The sequence below is a fragment of the Streptomyces sp. NRRL F-5123 genome, from assembly GCF_000721495.1.
Classification (GTDB): Bacteria; Actinomycetota; Actinomycetes; order Streptomycetales; family Streptomycetaceae; genus Actinacidiphila.
The window spans coordinates 38,481-54,118 of the sequence record NZ_JOHY01000036.1 but is presented as its reverse complement, the minus strand read 5'-3'; the positions used below and the strand labels follow the sequence as shown (position 1 = coordinate 54,118).

Genomic DNA, 15,638 nt, shown 5'->3' with positions numbered 1-15,638 from the left:
GGGGGAGGACCGAACTGCCCCTTCGGACCGGTGACGACGTGACGGCACGCCGTGGCTGGTCGCGCAGTTCTCCCCCAGGCTCCGCCTGGGAGGTGCCCCCACGCCCCTGGAGTACCCGGCGGAGCATCCGCACCCTCAAACGCCCGCCGCCCCGCACAGCGGCAAACTCAGGACCCCGCACCGCTGCGCGTACCCGGCGGAGCATCCGCACCCTCGGCACGCCCGCCACCCGCGCAGCGGGAACGTGCTCCCCGCGCAGGGGGAAGGGCGGGCCGCCGGACGGGGGCGGTAACGTTCGGCGGGTGAGTGGCATCGAACTCGACGACTTCGGCTCCCTCGTGGAGCGACCCGACGCCCGGGCCCGGCGCGACTCCCAGGAGCGCTGGTCCTCCCTCGTGCGGCCCGCGGCGGGGCTCGGGAAGGCCGCGGAGATCGCGGACTGGCTGGCCGCCGTGCAGGGAGTGGTCCCGGCACGGCCGATCACCTCGCCCCGCGTGCTGCTCTTCGCCGCGGACCACGGGGTCGCGGAGCTCGACGTGTCCGCGCGGCCCGCGGGCACGGCCGGCGCGCTGGTGCGGGGAGTGCTCGACGGTACGGCCCCGGTGAGCGTGATCGCCCGGCAGTTGGGCGGCGTGCCGGTCGAGGTCGTCGACATGGCGCTGGACTGCGATCCGGCGGAGCTGCCCGCCGAGGTGACGGCGTATCGGGTACGGCGCGGCTCCGGACGTATCGACGTCGAGGACGCCCTCACCCGCGAGGAGGCCGAGGAGGCCTTCCGGCACGGTATGGCCATCGCCGACCGGCACGCCGACGCCGGCACCGACCTCGTACTGCTCGGCGACCTGAGCGTGGGCGGTACGACGGCGGCCGGCGTGCTGATCGCCGCGCTGTGCGGCACGGACGCCTCCGTGGTGACCGGCCGCGGCTCCGGTGTCGACGACCTCGGGTGGATGCGCAAGTGCGCCGCGATCCGCGACGCGCTGCGCCGGGCGCGCCCCGTGCTGGGCGACCAGATCGCGCTGCTGGCCGCGGTCGGCGGCGCCGACTACGCCGCGATGACGGGCTTCCTGCTGCAGGCGGCGGTCCGCAAGATGCCCGTGGTCCTCGACGGAGTCGTGGGCGCGGCCTGCGCGCTGGTGGGTCAGCGGGTCGCCTTCCGGGCCCCCGACTGGTGGCTGGCCGCGCACGCGACCGGCGAGCCGGGCCAGGCGAAGGCGCTCGACCGGGTCTCCCTCGACCCGCTGTTCGACCACGGCCTCCACCTGGGCGGCGGCGTCGGCTCGCTGCTCGCCCTCCCCCTCGTGCAGTCCGCCGCGGCGCTCTCCGCCGAGCTTCCCCGGGAAGAGACCCCGAAGGAGCCGGAGGAGCAGAAGGAGGAGGAAGAGGACGTCACGGCGTAGGCGCGCCGCACCTCATACGTAATGCCGTAAATAGGACATTACGCCTTATGCTTCCCAGCCATGGGAACGGGCAGCGCGCGGTCGGCGGACACGCGGCACCGCGGGCCCGTCGCGGAGGCCCGGCAGCTCTTCCCCGACGTGTGGGGGCGGGTCCGCGCGGGCGGCCTGCGCGGGATCCCGGTCACGCTCGCCGCATGCGCCGGCATCCTCGTCCTCCAGCTCCTCCAGCACCGGCACGCCACGACCGGCTGGGTGGACCGCCTCGGCGCGGTCTACGCGAACCTGCCCTGGTGGCAGGCGCTGCTGCGGACGCCGCTGTCGCTCTTCCTGCCGGACCCCGAGCTGCCGGTGTGGGGCCTGGTGCTCCAGGTCGTCGTGGTCTTCGGCATCGCCGAGGCGACGGTCGGCCCGCGCCGTATGCTCGCGGTCGCGCTGCTGGCCACTCTCGCCGGCACCGGCTTCGCCCGCTGCTGCCTGTGGGCGGACCCGCGCTGGCCGCTCGCGCTGCCGCACGCGGACCTGCTGGTGCGCGACACCGGGCCGTCCGCGGCGGTCGTCGGGCTCGGGGTGTACGTCGCGCTGCGCCACCGCGCGTGGTGGACGGCGGGCGCGATCGTCGCCGCGATGGTGCTGGAGGCCGTGTCGATCCCGAACCTCGCCGGGTACGAGCACCTGGCCGGCGTCGTCCTGGTCCTGCTGCTCGCCGCGGCCCGGGCGATGGGGCGGGGAGGCGGGGCGGATAGCCTCGCGCGGTGAACGACGACTCCCGGCCCACCACCGCGGACGCCCTGCGGTTCGCCTTCGGCACCCTCACCGTGCTGCCCGTCCGGGTGCGCCGGTGGGACCGGCGCGCGGCCCGCGGCGGCATGCTGGCCGCGCCGCTCGCGGGCGCCGTCGTGGGGCTCGCGGCCGCGGGCTGCGGCGGCCTGCTGTGGGCGCTCGGCGCGGGGCCGCTGCTCGCGGCGGTGGGTACGGTGGCCGTCCCCGCCGTCCTCACCCGGGGGCTGCACCTCGACGGGCTCGCCGACACCGCGGACGGGCTCGGCTCCGGCAAGCCGGCTGACGACGCGCTGCGGATCATGAAGCAGTCCGACGTGGGGCCCTTCGGCGTCGTCGTGCTCGTCCTCGTGCTGCTCGCCCAGGTCGCGGCGGTCGCGCAGTGCTACGGGCACGGGTGGCGGTACGGGTGCGCCGCCGCCGTGGCCGCCGGCGTCACCGCGCGGGCGGCGCTGACCCTCGCGTGCCGCGTGGGCGTCCCGCCGGCCCGCCCCGAGGGCCTCGGCGCGGCGGTCGCCGGCACGATCCCCGTACCCGCCGCCCTCGCCGCCCCCGCGGCCTGCGCGGCCCTCGCCGCCGCCGCGTACACCCCCTTCGGGGGCCTCACCCCCCTGCGCGCCGCCCTCTCCGTCGTCCTCGCCCTCACCACCGCGGAGGCCCTCCTCCACCACTGCGTCCGCCGCTTCGGCGGCGTGACCGGCGACGTCTTCGGCGCCCTCGCCGAATCCGCCCTGACGGTGACCCTGCTCCCCCTCGCCCTGCGCTGAGCCCCTCTCCTGCGGAGGGCGCCACGCGTCCCGGGGCGCGGCGGCCCCGCGGGGCAACCGCTTCAGCCTTCGGCTGGAGTGGCGGGCGAGCGTCTCAGGTTGCGGCTGCGCCACCGGCGAGCATTTTCACTCCGCGTGGGGTATCACCCACGCGAAGCTCTGGGGGAGAACTGCGCGGCCCACCCCCACCGGGGCGCGGGTCGTCACCGGCCCGAAGGGGCAGTCCGGTTTCGTACCGGACCACCGGCCGGTGGCGGGTTACTCGCGCAGTTCTCCCCCAGAGCTTCGCCTGGGCGCGCCCCTGGTGTGCCCCACGCCGCAGCCGCACGCCCCCTCGGCGCCGGGCGGTGGAAAAACGCTCACCGCCCCAGGCAGCGCAACCGATAACCCGCCGCGGAGCGGCGTACGCTCGGCTGGTCGCCCGCGAAATGCCCCGATGGTGCGGCGGATTACCATGCGGAGACGGCCCGGCCGGGCCACCCACCGGCCATCGATGCGGACCTCGACCGAATAGGACCCTACCGACCGTGACAGCTCTGACACTCAGTACCTCCGCCGCCGCAGCGTTGCGCGCGGACGCCGTCGTCGTGGGGGTGAGCAAGGCCGCCAAGGGCGGCCCCGTGCTCGCGCCGGGCGCGGAGTCGGTGGACGCCGCCTTCGGCGGCAAGCTCGGCGCGACCCTGGAGACGCTCGGCGCGACCGGCGCGGAGGGGGAGCTCACGAAGCTCCCCGCGCCGGACGGCGTGAAGGCTCCGGTCGTGGTGGCGGTGGGGCTGGGCGAGCCGCCCGCCGCAGACGAGGGCTTCGACCCCGAGGCGCTGCGCAAGGCCGCCGGCACGGCCGCGCGGGCGCTGGCCGGCGCGAAGAAGGCCGCGTACGCGCTCCCGGCGGACGAGCCGGCGCTGGTGGAGGCGGTGGGGATCGGCGCGCTGCTCGGCGCGTACAAGTTCACCGCCTACCAGGCGGACGCCGGCAAGGCCCCGCTGGGCGAGGTCGCCGTCGTGGGCGCCAAGCCGCGCGACAAGGCGTTCAAGGCCGCGGTGGAGCGCGCGGTCGCGGTGGCCGTGGAGGTGAACCGGGCGCGTGACCTGGTGAACACCCCGCCGAACGACCTGACCCCGAAGGCGTTCGCCGCCGAGGTGCAGGCCGCGGCCAAGGAATTCGGCCTGAAGGTCGAGGTGCTGGACGAGAAGGCGCTGCTCAAGGGCGGCTACGGCGGCATCATGGGCGTCGGCCAGGGCTCGGCGACGCCGCCGCGGCTGGTGCGGGTGGCGTACACGCACCCCAAGGCGAACCGGTCGCTCGCCTTCGTCGGCAAGGGCATCACGTACGACTCGGGCGGCATCTCGCTGAAGCCCCCGGGCCACAACGAGACGATGAAGTGCGACATGAGCGGCGCGGCCGCGGTCTTCGCCGCGGTCGTGGCGAGCGCGAAGCTCGGCCTGCAGGTCAACGTGACCGGCTGGCTGGCGCTGGCCGAGAACATGCCGGGCGGCGGTGCGACACGTCCCGGTGACGTGCTGCGGATGTACGGCGGCAAGACGGTCGAGGTGCTGAACACCGACGCCGAGGGCCGCCTGGTGCTCGCCGACGCGCTGGTGCGGGCCTCGGAGGAGTCGCCGGACGCGATCGTGGACGTTGCGACGCTGACCGGCGCGATGGTGCTGGCGCTGGGCGACGGCCGCTTCGGAATCATGGCGAACGACGACGCCTTCCGTACCGCCGTGCACGGCGCCGCGCTCGCCGAGGGCGAGGACTCGTGGCCGATGCCGCTGCCGCAGGCGCTGCGCAAGACCTTCGACTCCCCCACCGCGGACATCGCCAACATGGGCGTACGCCAGGGCGGCGGGCTGGTCGCGGGGCTGTTCCTGCGCGAGTTCGTCGGCGAGGGCATCACCTGGGCGCACCTGGACATCGCGGGTCCGGCCTTCAACGAGGGCGGGCCGTCCGGCTACACCCCGAAGGGCGGCACCGGTTCGGCCGTACGGACGCTCGTCGCGCTGGCCCGGCGGACCGCGGAGGGCGAGCTGCTCTGAGCGCGCCCCGTCACCTCCCCCGCGCCGCCCGCGCAGGGGGCCGCGGGAGCGGGTTCTGACAAAAGCGGGCAGCAGGTGAGATGTGTCACGCGTACGGCCCCCGACGGCATGTCGGGGGCCGTACCGCGTGTTCCGTCGGGCAGGGCCGGTGCCCCGCGAGGGCGCGAGAAGTGCGAAGATGTTGTCTCGGCACGACAGGGCCCCCCTTTGAGACAAAGCGGCCGAACCAAAGCCGCCGTCCGGTCATGGTGGACCGGCTCCGGCGAACCCATGCATGGAGGACGTGACGTGGCGAACGACGCCAGCACTGTTTACGACCTAGTGATCCTCGGCGGCGGCAGTGGCGGCTACGCGGCCGCTCTGCGTGCCGCGCAGCTGGGACTGGACGTCGCCCTGATCGAGAAGAACAAGCTCGGGGGCACCTGTCTGCACAACGGCTGCATTCCCACCAAGGCGCTGCTGCACGCCGGTGAGATCGCGGACCAGGCTCGCGAGAGCGAGCAGTTCGGTGTGAAGGCCACCTTCGAGGGCATCGACATCGCAGCCGTCCACAAGTACAAGGACGACGTGATCTCGGGCCTGTACAAGGGTCTGCAGGGACTGGTCGCCTCGCGCAAGGTGACCTACGTCGAGGGCGAGGGCCGGCTGTCGTCGCCGACCTCGGTGGATGTGAACGGGCAGCGGATCCAGGGCCGGCACGTGGTGCTGGCGACCGGTTCCGTACCGCGTTCGCTGCCGGGGCTGACGATCGACGGCAACCGGATCATCTCGTCCGACCACGCGCTGACCCTGGACCGCGTGCCGAAGTCGGCGATCGTGCTGGGCGGCGGTGTGATCGGCGTCGAGTTCGCCTCGGCGTGGAAGTCCTTCGGCACCGACGTGACGATCGTCGAGGGCCTGCCGCACCTGGTCCCGGTCGAGGACGAGAACAGCTCGAAGCTGCTGGAGCGGGCCTTCCGCAAGCGCGGGATCAAGTTTAACCTCGGCACCTTCTTCCAGAGTGCCGAGTACACCGCGGACGGCGTGAAGGTGACGCTGGCCGACGGCAAGACCTTCGAGGCCGAGGTCCTGCTGGTGGCCATCGGCCGCGGCCCGGTCTCGCAGAACCTGGGCTACGAGGAGCAGGGCGTCGCGATGGACCGCGGCTACGTCCTGGTCGACGAGTACATGCGGACGAACGTGCCGACGATCTCGGCGGTCGGCGACCTGGTGCCCACGCTCCAGCTCGCGCACGTCGGCTTCGCCGAGGGCATCCTCGTGGCCGAGCGGCTGGCGGGCCTGAAGGCCGTGCCGATCGACTACGACGGTGTGCCGCGCGTGACGTACTGCCACCCCGAGGTCGCCTCCGTCGGCATCACCGAGGCGAAGGCCAAGGAGATCTACGGCGCGGACAAGGTCGTGTCGCTCAAGTACAACCTGGCGGGCAACGGCAAGAGCAAGATCCTCAAGACCTCGGGCGAGATCAAGCTCGTCCAGGTCCGCGACGGTGCCGTGGTGGGCGTCCACATGGTGGGCGACCGGATGGGCGAGCAGGTCGGCGAGGCCCAGCTCATCTACAACTGGGAGGCGCTGCCCGCCGAGGTCGCGCAGCTCATCCACGCGCACCCGACGCAGAACGAGGCCATGGGCGAGGCCCACCTGGCTCTCGCGGGCAAGCCGCTGCACTCGCACGACTGACCCTCACTACACGCCACCCATCCGCACAGATTGCAGAGGAGTAACCGCAACCATGGCGGTTTCCGTAACCCTGCCGGCGCTCGGCGAGAGCGTGACCGAGGGCACCGTCACCCGCTGGCTCAAGGCCGAAGGTGAGCGCGTCGAGGCCGACGAGCCGCTGCTCGAGGTGTCGACCGACAAGGTCGACACCGAGATCCCCTCGCCCGTGTCCGGCGTCCTGGCGTCCATCAAGGTCGCCGAGGACGAGACGGTCGAGGTCGGCGCCGAGCTGGCAGTGATCGACGACGGCAGCGGCGCGCCCGCCGCCGCTCCCGCCCCGGCCGCAGAGCCCGCCCAGCCCGAGCCCGCCGCGCCCACCGCGCCGTCGACCGAGTCCCCCGCCCCGGCCCCGGCCCCGACGGCGCAGGCCGCCGAGGGCAGCTCCGGCGCGTCCGGCACCGACGTGGTGCTGCCCGCGCTCGGCGAGAGCGTGACCGAGGGCACCGTGACCCGCTGGCTGAAGGCCGTCGGCGAGACGGTCGAGGCCGACGAGCCGCTGCTCGAGGTGTCGACGGACAAGGTCGACACCGAGATCCCGTCGCCGGTGTCCGGCACGGTGCTGGAGATCCTGGTCCAGGAGGACGAGACGGCCGAGGTCGGCGCCCGGCTCGCGGTCGTCGGCGCCGCCGGTGCCGCGCCCGCCGCCGCTCCGGCTCCTGCCGCTCCCGCCCCGGCCCCGGCTGCCCCGGCCCCCGCGCCGGCCGCACCGGCTCCGGCTGCTGCCGCGCCCGCCCCGGCTCCGGCTCCGGCTGCTCCGGCTCCCGCCCCGGCTCCGGCCCCCGCGCCGGTGGCCCCGGCTGCCCTGGCCCAGGCCGCTCCCGCGGCCACCGCCCCGGTGGACGAGGGCGCGTACGTGACCCCGCTGGTGCGCAAGCTCGCCGCCGAGAACGGCGTGAGCCTGGGCTCGGTGCGCGGCACGGGCGTCGGCGGCCGGATCCGCAAGCAGGACGTGCTCGCCGCCGCGGAGGCCGCCAAGGCCGCCGCGAGCGCCGCTGCCGCCCCGGCCGCACCCGCCGCCGCGCCGAAGGCCGCCGCGGCGGTCTCGCCGCTGCGCGGCCAGACGGTCAAGATGACCCGGATGCGCAAGGTCATCGGCGACAACATGATGAAGGCCCTGCACTCGCAGGCGCAGCTCACCAGCGTCGTCGAGGTCGACGTCACGCGGCTGATGCGGCTGCGCGGCCAGGCCAAGGAGGCGTTCGCGGCACGCGAGGGCGTCAAGCTCTCCCCGATGCCGTTCTACGTCAAGGCCGCCGCGCAGGCGCTCAAGGCGCACCCGGTGATCAACGCCCGGATCAACGAGGACGAGGGCACGATCACCTACTTCGACAGCGAGAACATCGGCATCGCCGTGGACTCCGAGAAGGGCCTGATGACCCCGGTCATCAAGGGTGCGGGCGACCTCAACATCGCGGGTATCGCCAAGAAGACCGCGGAGCTCGCGGCCAACGTCCGGGCCAGCAAGATCACCCCGGACGACCTGGCGGGCGCGACCTTCACGATCAGCAACACCGGTTCGCGCGGTGCGCTCTTCGACACCGTGATCGTGCCGCCGAACCAGGCCGCCATCCTGGGCATCGGCGCCACCGTCAAGCGCCCGGTGGTCCTGGAGACCCCGGACGGCACGACGATCGGCGTCCGCGACATGACGTACCTGTCGCTGTCCTACGACCACCGGCTGGTGGACGGTGCCGACGCGGCCCGCTACCTGACGGCGGTCAAGGAGATCCTGGAGGCCGGCGAGTTCGAGGTCGAGCTGGGCCTGTAGGCCCCGCGAGGCCTCCGGTCGGACGGCCGCGCCCCCGCCCCGTTTCCCGGGGCGGGGGCGCGGCCGTCTGACATGCGGTCCGGTGGGAGGCAGGGTTGCCTCCGCGTCGTATCGTCTAGAGCACGCCACCGGTGAAGGAGCGCGCCCCATGACCCATGCCGCAGTCCCCCACCTGGTCGTGCACAGCCTCCGCGACCAGATCCGCGAGCACATCCTGGAGGGGATCGTCAGCGGCCGCTGGAAGCCCGGCGAGCGCATCGTGGAGCGCCGGATCGCGACCGAGCTGCAGGTCAGCCAGACGCCGGTACGGGAGGCGCTGCGCGAGCTGGAGACGCTGCGGCTCATCGAGTCCGCGCCGAACAAGGGCGTGCGGGTGCGCAGGCTCACCGCGGCCGAGCTGCGGGAGAGCTACCCGGTGCGCGCGGGCCTCGAACAGGTCGCGGCCGAGCTGGCGGCACCGCGGCTGGCGGCGGACCCGTCGGCTCTGGAGCGGGAGGTCGAGGCGCTGCGGCTGGCGGACGCCGCGCTGGACGGCGAGGCCCAGGCCCGGCACACGGTGGCCTTCCACCACGAGATCGTCCGGGCGACGCACAACAAGGTGCTGCTGCACGCCTGGGAGGCGCTGGGCATCGAGGTGTGGACGACGCTGTCGATCCGCTGGCTGAGCCCCGCGCCGCGGGCGTACGCCGCCGAGCACCAGGAGATCGTGGACGCCTTCACCCGGCGCGACCCGGAGATCTGCGCCCTCATCAAGTCGCATGTGCTGAGCTGCGCTCCGCAGGTATAACCATGCCGTTGGCCGCATAATCCTCCGAGGCGCACGGAGGGTCCCGCGGAATTCGAAGGTGAAGCCCTCGCGGCACGGCGTGCCTCGAAGGTTGGCACCCCGTGCCGACTTTGAATTCGTCCCCTGAGCAGGATTGATCGATCATCGATCGCAGAGGTATCGTCGATTCCCGAGGGCGAGCCCTGTCTGCCGACGAATCCATCGCTCCTCATCACCTCCCTCCGTCCGGAAGGCGGCACCCCATGCCTGACGCCGTTGGCCGTACCCGGCCAGGTCAGCTCGATCAGATCCCGGACCGGGACCCGGAAGAGACCGCGGAATGGCTCGCGTCGTACGACGCGGTCACCCGGGCCGCCGGCCCCCACCGGGGCGCGTACCTGATGCGGCGCGTTCTCGACCACGCCTCGGCCGGCGACACCTCCGGCCCCGGGGGCGGCCCCGTGCTGCCCGCCCTCCTGGAGACGGAGTACGTCAACACCATCCCCACCGCCGCCGAGCCCGCCTACCCGGGCGACGAGGCGCTGGAGTCCCGGATCACCGCCTGGACCAGGTGGAACGCCGCGGCCATGGTCACCCGCGGCAGCAAGCTCGGCCTCGGCGGCCACATCGCCACCTTCGCGTCGGCGGCGTGGCTGTACGAGACGGGCTTCCAGCACTTCTTCCGCGGGAAGGAGGGCGCGGGCTCCGGCGACCAGCTCTACATCCAGGGCCACGCCTCCCCCGGCATCTACGCCCGGGCCTTCCTCGACGGCCGGATCTCCGAGGCGCAGCTGGACCGCTTCCGGCAGGAGGCCGGCGGCGACGGCCTGCCCTCGTACCCGCACCCGCGGCGGCTGCCGTGGCTGTGGGAGTTCCCCACCGTCTCCATGGGCCTCGGCCCGCTGTCCGCGATCTACCAGGCGCGCTTCAACCGCTACCTGGAGCACCGCGGCATCAAGGACACCTCCGACTCGCACGTGTGGGCCTTCCTCGGCGACGGCGAGATGGACGAGCCCGAGTCGACCGCCGCCCTGGCGCTCGCCGGGCGCGAGGGCCTGGACAACCTGACCTTCGTCATCAACTGCAACCTGCAGCGCCTCGACGGCCCGGTCCGCCCCAACTTCAAGATCGTGCAGGAGCTGGAGGCGCAGTTCCGCGCCGCCGGCTGGAACGTCGTGAAGGCCCTGTGGGGCTCGGCGTGGGACGCCGTCATCGCCCAGGACACCGAGGGCGCACTGCTGCGGCGGCTGCGCGAGGTCCCGGACGCGCAGTTCCAGACGTACGCCACGCGCGACGCGGCCTACATCCGCGAGCACTTCTTCGGCGCCGACCCGGCGCTGCGCGCGCTCGGCGGCACGCTGGCCGACGCCAAGCTGCTGGAGCTCTTCCAGACCTCGCGGGCCGGGCACGAGCCGCGCAAGGTCTACGCGGCCTACCGCGCGGCGGTCGAGCACAAGGGCGCCCCGACGGTGATCCTGGCCCAGACCGTCAAGGGTCACACCCTGGGCGCGGGCTTCGAGTCGCGCAACGCCAACCACCAGATGAAGAAGCTCACGCTCGCGCAGTTCCGCACGATGCGCGACCTGCTGGAGCTTCCGATCCCGGACAGCGCGCTGGACGCGGACGTCGTCCCGTACTGGCACCCGGGCGAGGACTCCGCCGAGATGCGCTACCTGCGCGAGCGGCGCGCCGCGCTCGGCGGTCCGGCCCCCGCCCGCCGGGTCACCGCGAAACCGCTGCCGCTGCCGGCCGCGGACAACAAGGCGTACAAGGCGCTGGAGCAGGGCTCGGGCAGCCAGGAGATCGCCACCACGATGGCGTTCGTCCGGCTGGTCAAGGACCTGATGCGGGAGAAGGAGACCGGCCGCCGCTGGGTGCCGGTCGTCCCGGACGAGGCGCGCACCTTCGGCATGGAGTCGCTCTTCCCGTCCGCGGGCCTGTACTCGCCCAAGGGCCAGACGTACGACCCGGTCGACCGCGACCAGCTGCTGTACTACAAGGAGGCGAAGGACGGCCAGATCCTCAACGAGGGGATCACCGAGGCCGGTTCGCTCGCCGACTTCACCGCGGCGGCCACGTCGTACGCCACGCACGGCGAGCCGATGATCCCGTTCTACATCTTCTACTCGATGTTCGGGTTCCAGCGCACCGCCGACCAGTTCTGGGCGCTCGCCGACCAGCTGGGCCGCGGCTTCGTGATCGGCGCGACCGCGGGCCGCACCACGATGACCGGTGAGGGCCTCCAGCACGCCGACGGCCACTCGCACCTGCTCGCCTCGACCAACCCGGCGGCGCTCTCCTACGACCCGGCGTTCGCGTACGAGGTCTCGGTGATCGTCCGCGAGGGCCTGCGGCGCATGTACGGGCCCGACGCCGAGGACGTCTTCTACTACCTGACGGTCTACAACGAGCCGAAGGTGCAGCCCGCGATGCCCGCGGGCGTCGAGGAAGGCATCCTCAAGGGCCTCTACCGCTACCAGGAGGCGGCGGACGCTGCGGCCGGCGCCCCCCGGCTCCAGCTGCTCGCGTCCGGCACGGCGATCCACTGGGCGCTCGACGCGCAGAAGCTGCTCGCCGAGGACTGGGGCGTGGCCGCCGACGTGTGGTCCGCGCCGTCCTGGACGGAGCTGAGGCGCGAGGCCATGGAGTGCGACGCGGCGCGGCTGCGCGGCGAGGAGCGCATCCCGTACGTGACGCGGGCGCTGGAGGGCGCGCCGGGTCCGGTCGTCGCGGTCAGCGACTGGATGCGGGCGGTGCCCGACCAGATCGCGCCGTGGGTCGAGCAGGACTGGACGTCGGTCGGCACGGACGGCTTCGGCCTGTCCGACACCCGCGACGCCGCCCGCCGGCACTTCGGTGTCGACCCGCAGTCGGTGACCGTGCAGGCCCTCGCGGCGCTCGCGCGGCGCGGCGAGATCGAGCCGTCGAAGGTCAAGGAGGCGGCCGAGCGGTACGGCCTCTGAGCCGTCGGTACGGGACCGCGGTCCCGTCGGCAGGGGCAGCGCACCCCGTACCCGCCGCTCGTACGTGGCAAGTTGCCGCCGCCCCGCAGGCTGGCTCCGGGTGACCGGGCCACCCGGCGGGGCGGCGGCGGCCGTTCGTCCCGAATAGGGGTCAAGTGCCCTCCGGCTGGGGGGAATTGGGCACGGTTGATGACCCGCAAGGGATTGCGGGCGCTTACACCTACCCGCTAGCTTGCCCCGGATGCCTGCCAACCCCAGCCCGCTGGCCGCTCCCACGGTGGAGGACCTGCACGCGTGGTACCGCGTGCAGTCGGCCGCGTTCGCGCACGACCGGCCCGGTGAGCCGGTGCCCTCGCACGCCGCGGTCCGCGCCCGGCTGACCACGACGGGCAGCAGCCGCCGCCAGGTGCTGTGGCTGCTGCGCAGCGCGGCGTCCGACCCGGTGGCCACGGCGTCCCTGCGCCTCCCGGCGGGCGAGGACGGCATCGCGGACGTCCTGACGGCGGCGGGTACGGGCGGCTCCGGCGCGGGCGGCTCCGGCGGGGGCGGGCACGTGCCGCGAGCCGACGGGCAGGGCGGGGTGACCGGCGAGATCCGGATGACCGTGCACCCGGCGCACCGCCGGCTCGGCACGGGCTCCCGGCTGCTCGCGACCGTCACCGAGGCCGCGGCCGCCGAGGGGTGCGGCAGCGTCGTCGGCGAGGTCACGTCCGGCACGTCCGGCGAGGGCTTCCTCGCCACCCGCGGCTTCGTCCCCGTCCTGCGCCGCACCTGGCAGCGGCTGCCGCTGGACGACATCCCCGCGCCCGTCGCCGAGCTGCCCGACGTACCGCACCCCGGCTACCGGCTCACCGCCTGGGAGGGCGCGGCCCCCGACACCCTCGCCGACGGCTTCACCGCCGCCCTGCGCACTCTCCCGCCGCTGCCCCCGGAAGCCGGGCTCGCCCCAGGTGCGACCCGCTGGGACCCCGCGCACGTCCACGAGACCGCCGAGCTGGCCGCCCGCCGCGGCGACCGGCTGCTCACCGTCGCCGCGCTGCACGGCACCGGCGACCTCGTCGGCTACGCCACCGTGCTGCTCCCCGGCGACGGCGCGCGGCGCGCCCGCCAGTACGACGCCGCGGTCGTCCCCGACCACCGCGGCCACGGCCTCGCCCTGTGGATGACCGCCGAGCTGCTCCGCAGGCTCGCCGCCGCGCAGCCCGGCCTGACCGAGCTGTACACCGCCGTCCCGGACGACAACCGCCACCTGCTGACCGTCAACGCGACGCTGGGCTTCCGGCCGCTGCGCCGCACCGTCCGCTACCGGCTGCGGCTGCGGCGCCGCTGAGCGGTCCTTTCCCGCCGTGGCGGCCGGTCGGCGGCGGGGTCGGCCGCCGGGCGCGGGGGCGCGTCCGCGCGCCGCACCGCGCGCCGGTGTGCGTAACGACACGGACGCGTCCGGCGGAGATCGCGTGCATGCGCCCGCGGCAACCGGGAAGCTGGACCGGTGATGGACGAGACGGAGTTCTGGGAGATCGTCGACAGCACGCGCGACGCGGCGGGCGGCGATCCGGACGAGCATGCGGATCTGCTCGTCGAGCGCCTCACCCGGCTCGACCCCGAGGCGGTGCTCGACTTCGCCCGCCATTTCGAGACCCGCTTCATGCGGGCCTTCCGCTGGGACCTGTGGGCCGCCGCCGACATCATGCTCGGCGGCGCCGACGAGGAGTCCTTCGACTACTTCCGCTGCTGGCTCATCGCCCAGGGCCGGCACGTCTTCGAGGGCGCCCTGGCGGCGCCGGACGACCTCGCCGAGCTGGTCCCAGGCTTCGACCCCGACGCGGACGGCGACGCGGAGGACGTCGGCTACGCCGCCGACGAGGCGTACGAGCGCCTCACCGCGCTCCCCCTCCCCGATCTGGGCCTCCCGGCCCGGGAGACGCCCGAGGGCGAGGACCTCGACTTCGACGACTCCGCGGCGATGGCAGCGAAGCTGCCGCGTCTGTGGGACGCGTTCGCCTGAGCGTGCCGCGGCGCGGGGCGGCGCGCGAGTTCGCGGGGGCGCGGCGGGGGTCGCGCCCCGCGGCGCGGGGCACACCCGGGGCGCGGGTCGCCACCGGCCCGAAGGGGCGGTTCGGTCCTCCCCCGGAGCTTCGCCTGGGAGGTACCCCCGGGACCACCGGCCTGTGGGGGCTGGTCGCGCAGTTCTCCCCCGGAGCTTCCCCTGGGAGGTACCCCCACGCGCCCCTGAAAACGCTCACCGCCCTGCGCCGCAGGAAGGCGTGCCCGGCGGCGCACGTGCACGCGCACCCGTGACGCCTGCCCGGCGGCGTGAAGGCGGCCCCCGGGGGAGGATGAGGGCATGCGAATTGCCGTCACAGGTGCGTCGGGGCTCATCGGGAGTGCGCTGGGGGCGGAGTTGGCCCGCGGCGGGCATGACGTCGTGCGGCTGGTCCGGCGGGAGCCGGCGGGGGCGGACGAGGTGCGGTGGGACCCGGTGGCGGGGCGGCTCGACCCCCGGGACCTGGCGGGCTGCGAGGCCGTCGTCCACCTCGCGGGCGCGGGCGTCGGCGACCGGCGGTGGACGGCGGCCCGCAAGGAGGTGCTGTACGACAGCCGGGTCCGCGGCACGCGGACGCTCGCCGCGGCGCTCGCGGCGATGGACGTACCGCCCCGCGTGCTGGTGTGCGGCTCCGCGATCGGCTACTACGGCGACACCGGCGACCGCCCCGTCGACGAGTCCGCCCCGCCGGGCACGGGCTTCCTCGCGGAGCTGGTCCGCGACTGGGAGGCCGCGGCGCAGCCGGCCGCGGCGGCGGGGATCCGTACCGCGTTCGCCCGTACGGGCCTGGTCGTGGCGCGGGAGGGCGGCGCGTGGGGGCGGCTCTTCCCGATCTTCAAGGCGGGCCTGGGCGGCAGGCTCGGCAACGGCCGACAGTTCTGGAGCTTCATCTCGCTGCGGGACGAGCTCGCGGCGCTGCGGCACATCCTCGACACGCCCGCCCTGACCGGCCCGGTCAACCTGACCGCGCCGGAGCCGCTGACGAACCGAGAGGTCACCGCGGCGATGGGCCGCGTGCTGCGCCGCCCGACGCTCGCGGCCGTACCGGCGCCCGTGCTGCGCGCGGCGCTCGGCGAGTTCGCCGGGGACGTGCTGGGCAGCCAGCGGGTGCGGCCCGCGCGGCTGCTGGAGAGCGGGTTCACCTTCGCGCACCCGGGTATCGACGAAGCGATCCGGGCGGCGTTGCGTACCGGATAAGGCCGGATCGGGCCGGTTGCGCCCGCATCAAGGACCTTTGATGGGGGCATGACCCCTACCAGCGCTCTGCGCCGCGCGCGCCCCACCGACCGAGCCGCACCGGTCGTGCGCCCCGCGCCGGGCGTCACACGAGCGGGGAGTCGGCCCGAACCTCGGGGAGGGACATCGTGCTGTCAGCACGCGGTAAGACCACAGCACCTGTGG

The 15,638-nt window shown here is 74.3% G+C and carries 11 protein-coding genes; all 11 read left to right on the top strand.

Annotated features, from left to right (window positions below; genetic code table 11):
- The first annotated feature begins 302 nt into the window (after nucleotides 1–302).
- The 11 genes from cobT to IH54_RS0125080 all read left to right on the top strand — a co-directional run bounded on the left by cobT (nucleotide 303) and on the right by IH54_RS0125080 (nucleotide 15,434).
- Nucleotides 303–1,400, top strand: a complete 1,098-nt coding sequence (cobT, locus tag IH54_RS0125130) for a nicotinate-nucleotide--dimethylbenzimidazole phosphoribosyltransferase (RefSeq protein ID WP_031520802.1) — start codon at nucleotides 303–305, stop codon at nucleotides 1,398–1,400.
- Between the two features lie 60 nt (nucleotides 1,401–1,460).
- Nucleotides 1,461–2,156, top strand: coding sequence for a hypothetical protein (locus IH54_RS45685; protein WP_052397847.1), 696 nt, complete (start codon nucleotides 1,461–1,463; stop codon nucleotides 2,154–2,156).
- A complete protein-coding gene (locus IH54_RS0125120; RefSeq protein ID WP_031520797.1) occupies nucleotides 2,153–2,944 on the top strand; it encodes an adenosylcobinamide-GDP ribazoletransferase in 792 nt (263 codons plus the stop codon). The genes IH54_RS45685 and IH54_RS0125120 overlap by 4 nt, the downstream gene beginning before the upstream one ends.
- 527 nt (nucleotides 2,945–3,471) lie before the next feature.
- The gene (locus IH54_RS0125115; RefSeq protein WP_031520794.1) at nucleotides 3,472–4,980 is read left to right on the top strand and encodes a leucyl aminopeptidase; all 1,509 of its coding nucleotides are present in this window, start codon (nucleotides 3,472–3,474) and stop codon (nucleotides 4,978–4,980) included.
- A gap of 288 nt (nucleotides 4,981–5,268) precedes the next feature.
- Nucleotides 5,269–6,657: a dihydrolipoyl dehydrogenase gene (gene lpdA, locus IH54_RS0125110; RefSeq protein ID WP_031520791.1), complete on the top strand. Its 1,389-nt coding sequence runs from the start codon at nucleotides 5,269–5,271 to the stop codon at nucleotides 6,655–6,657.
- A gap of 52 nt (nucleotides 6,658–6,709) precedes the next feature.
- Entirely contained in the window at nucleotides 6,710–8,464 is a 1,755-nt protein-coding gene (gene sucB / locus IH54_RS0125105) for a 2-oxoglutarate dehydrogenase, E2 component, dihydrolipoamide succinyltransferase (RefSeq protein WP_031520789.1), read from the top strand.
- 148 nt (nucleotides 8,465–8,612) lie between these two features.
- Nucleotides 8,613–9,251, top strand: coding sequence for a GntR family transcriptional regulator (locus IH54_RS0125100; RefSeq protein ID WP_031520787.1), 639 nt, complete (start codon nucleotides 8,613–8,615; stop codon nucleotides 9,249–9,251).
- A gap of 242 nt (nucleotides 9,252–9,493) precedes the next feature.
- The gene (gene aceE, locus IH54_RS0125095; RefSeq protein WP_031520784.1) at nucleotides 9,494–12,193 is read left to right on the top strand and encodes a pyruvate dehydrogenase (acetyl-transferring), homodimeric type; all 2,700 of its coding nucleotides are present in this window, start codon (nucleotides 9,494–9,496) and stop codon (nucleotides 12,191–12,193) included.
- 241 nt (nucleotides 12,194–12,434) lie between these two features.
- Nucleotides 12,435–13,523, top strand: coding sequence for a GNAT family N-acetyltransferase (locus IH54_RS0125090; protein WP_159012066.1), 1,089 nt, complete (start codon nucleotides 12,435–12,437; stop codon nucleotides 13,521–13,523).
- Between the two features lie 162 nt (nucleotides 13,524–13,685).
- Nucleotides 13,686–14,198 (top strand): DUF4240 domain-containing protein, encoded by a 513-nt coding sequence (locus tag IH54_RS0125085; RefSeq protein WP_031520780.1) that lies wholly within the window; start codon nucleotides 13,686–13,688, stop codon nucleotides 14,196–14,198.
- 339 nt (nucleotides 14,199–14,537) lie between these two features.
- Nucleotides 14,538–15,434: a TIGR01777 family oxidoreductase gene (locus tag IH54_RS0125080; protein WP_031520778.1), complete on the top strand. Its 897-nt coding sequence runs from the start codon at nucleotides 14,538–14,540 to the stop codon at nucleotides 15,432–15,434.
- Nucleotides 15,435–15,638 lie beyond the last annotated feature (204 nt).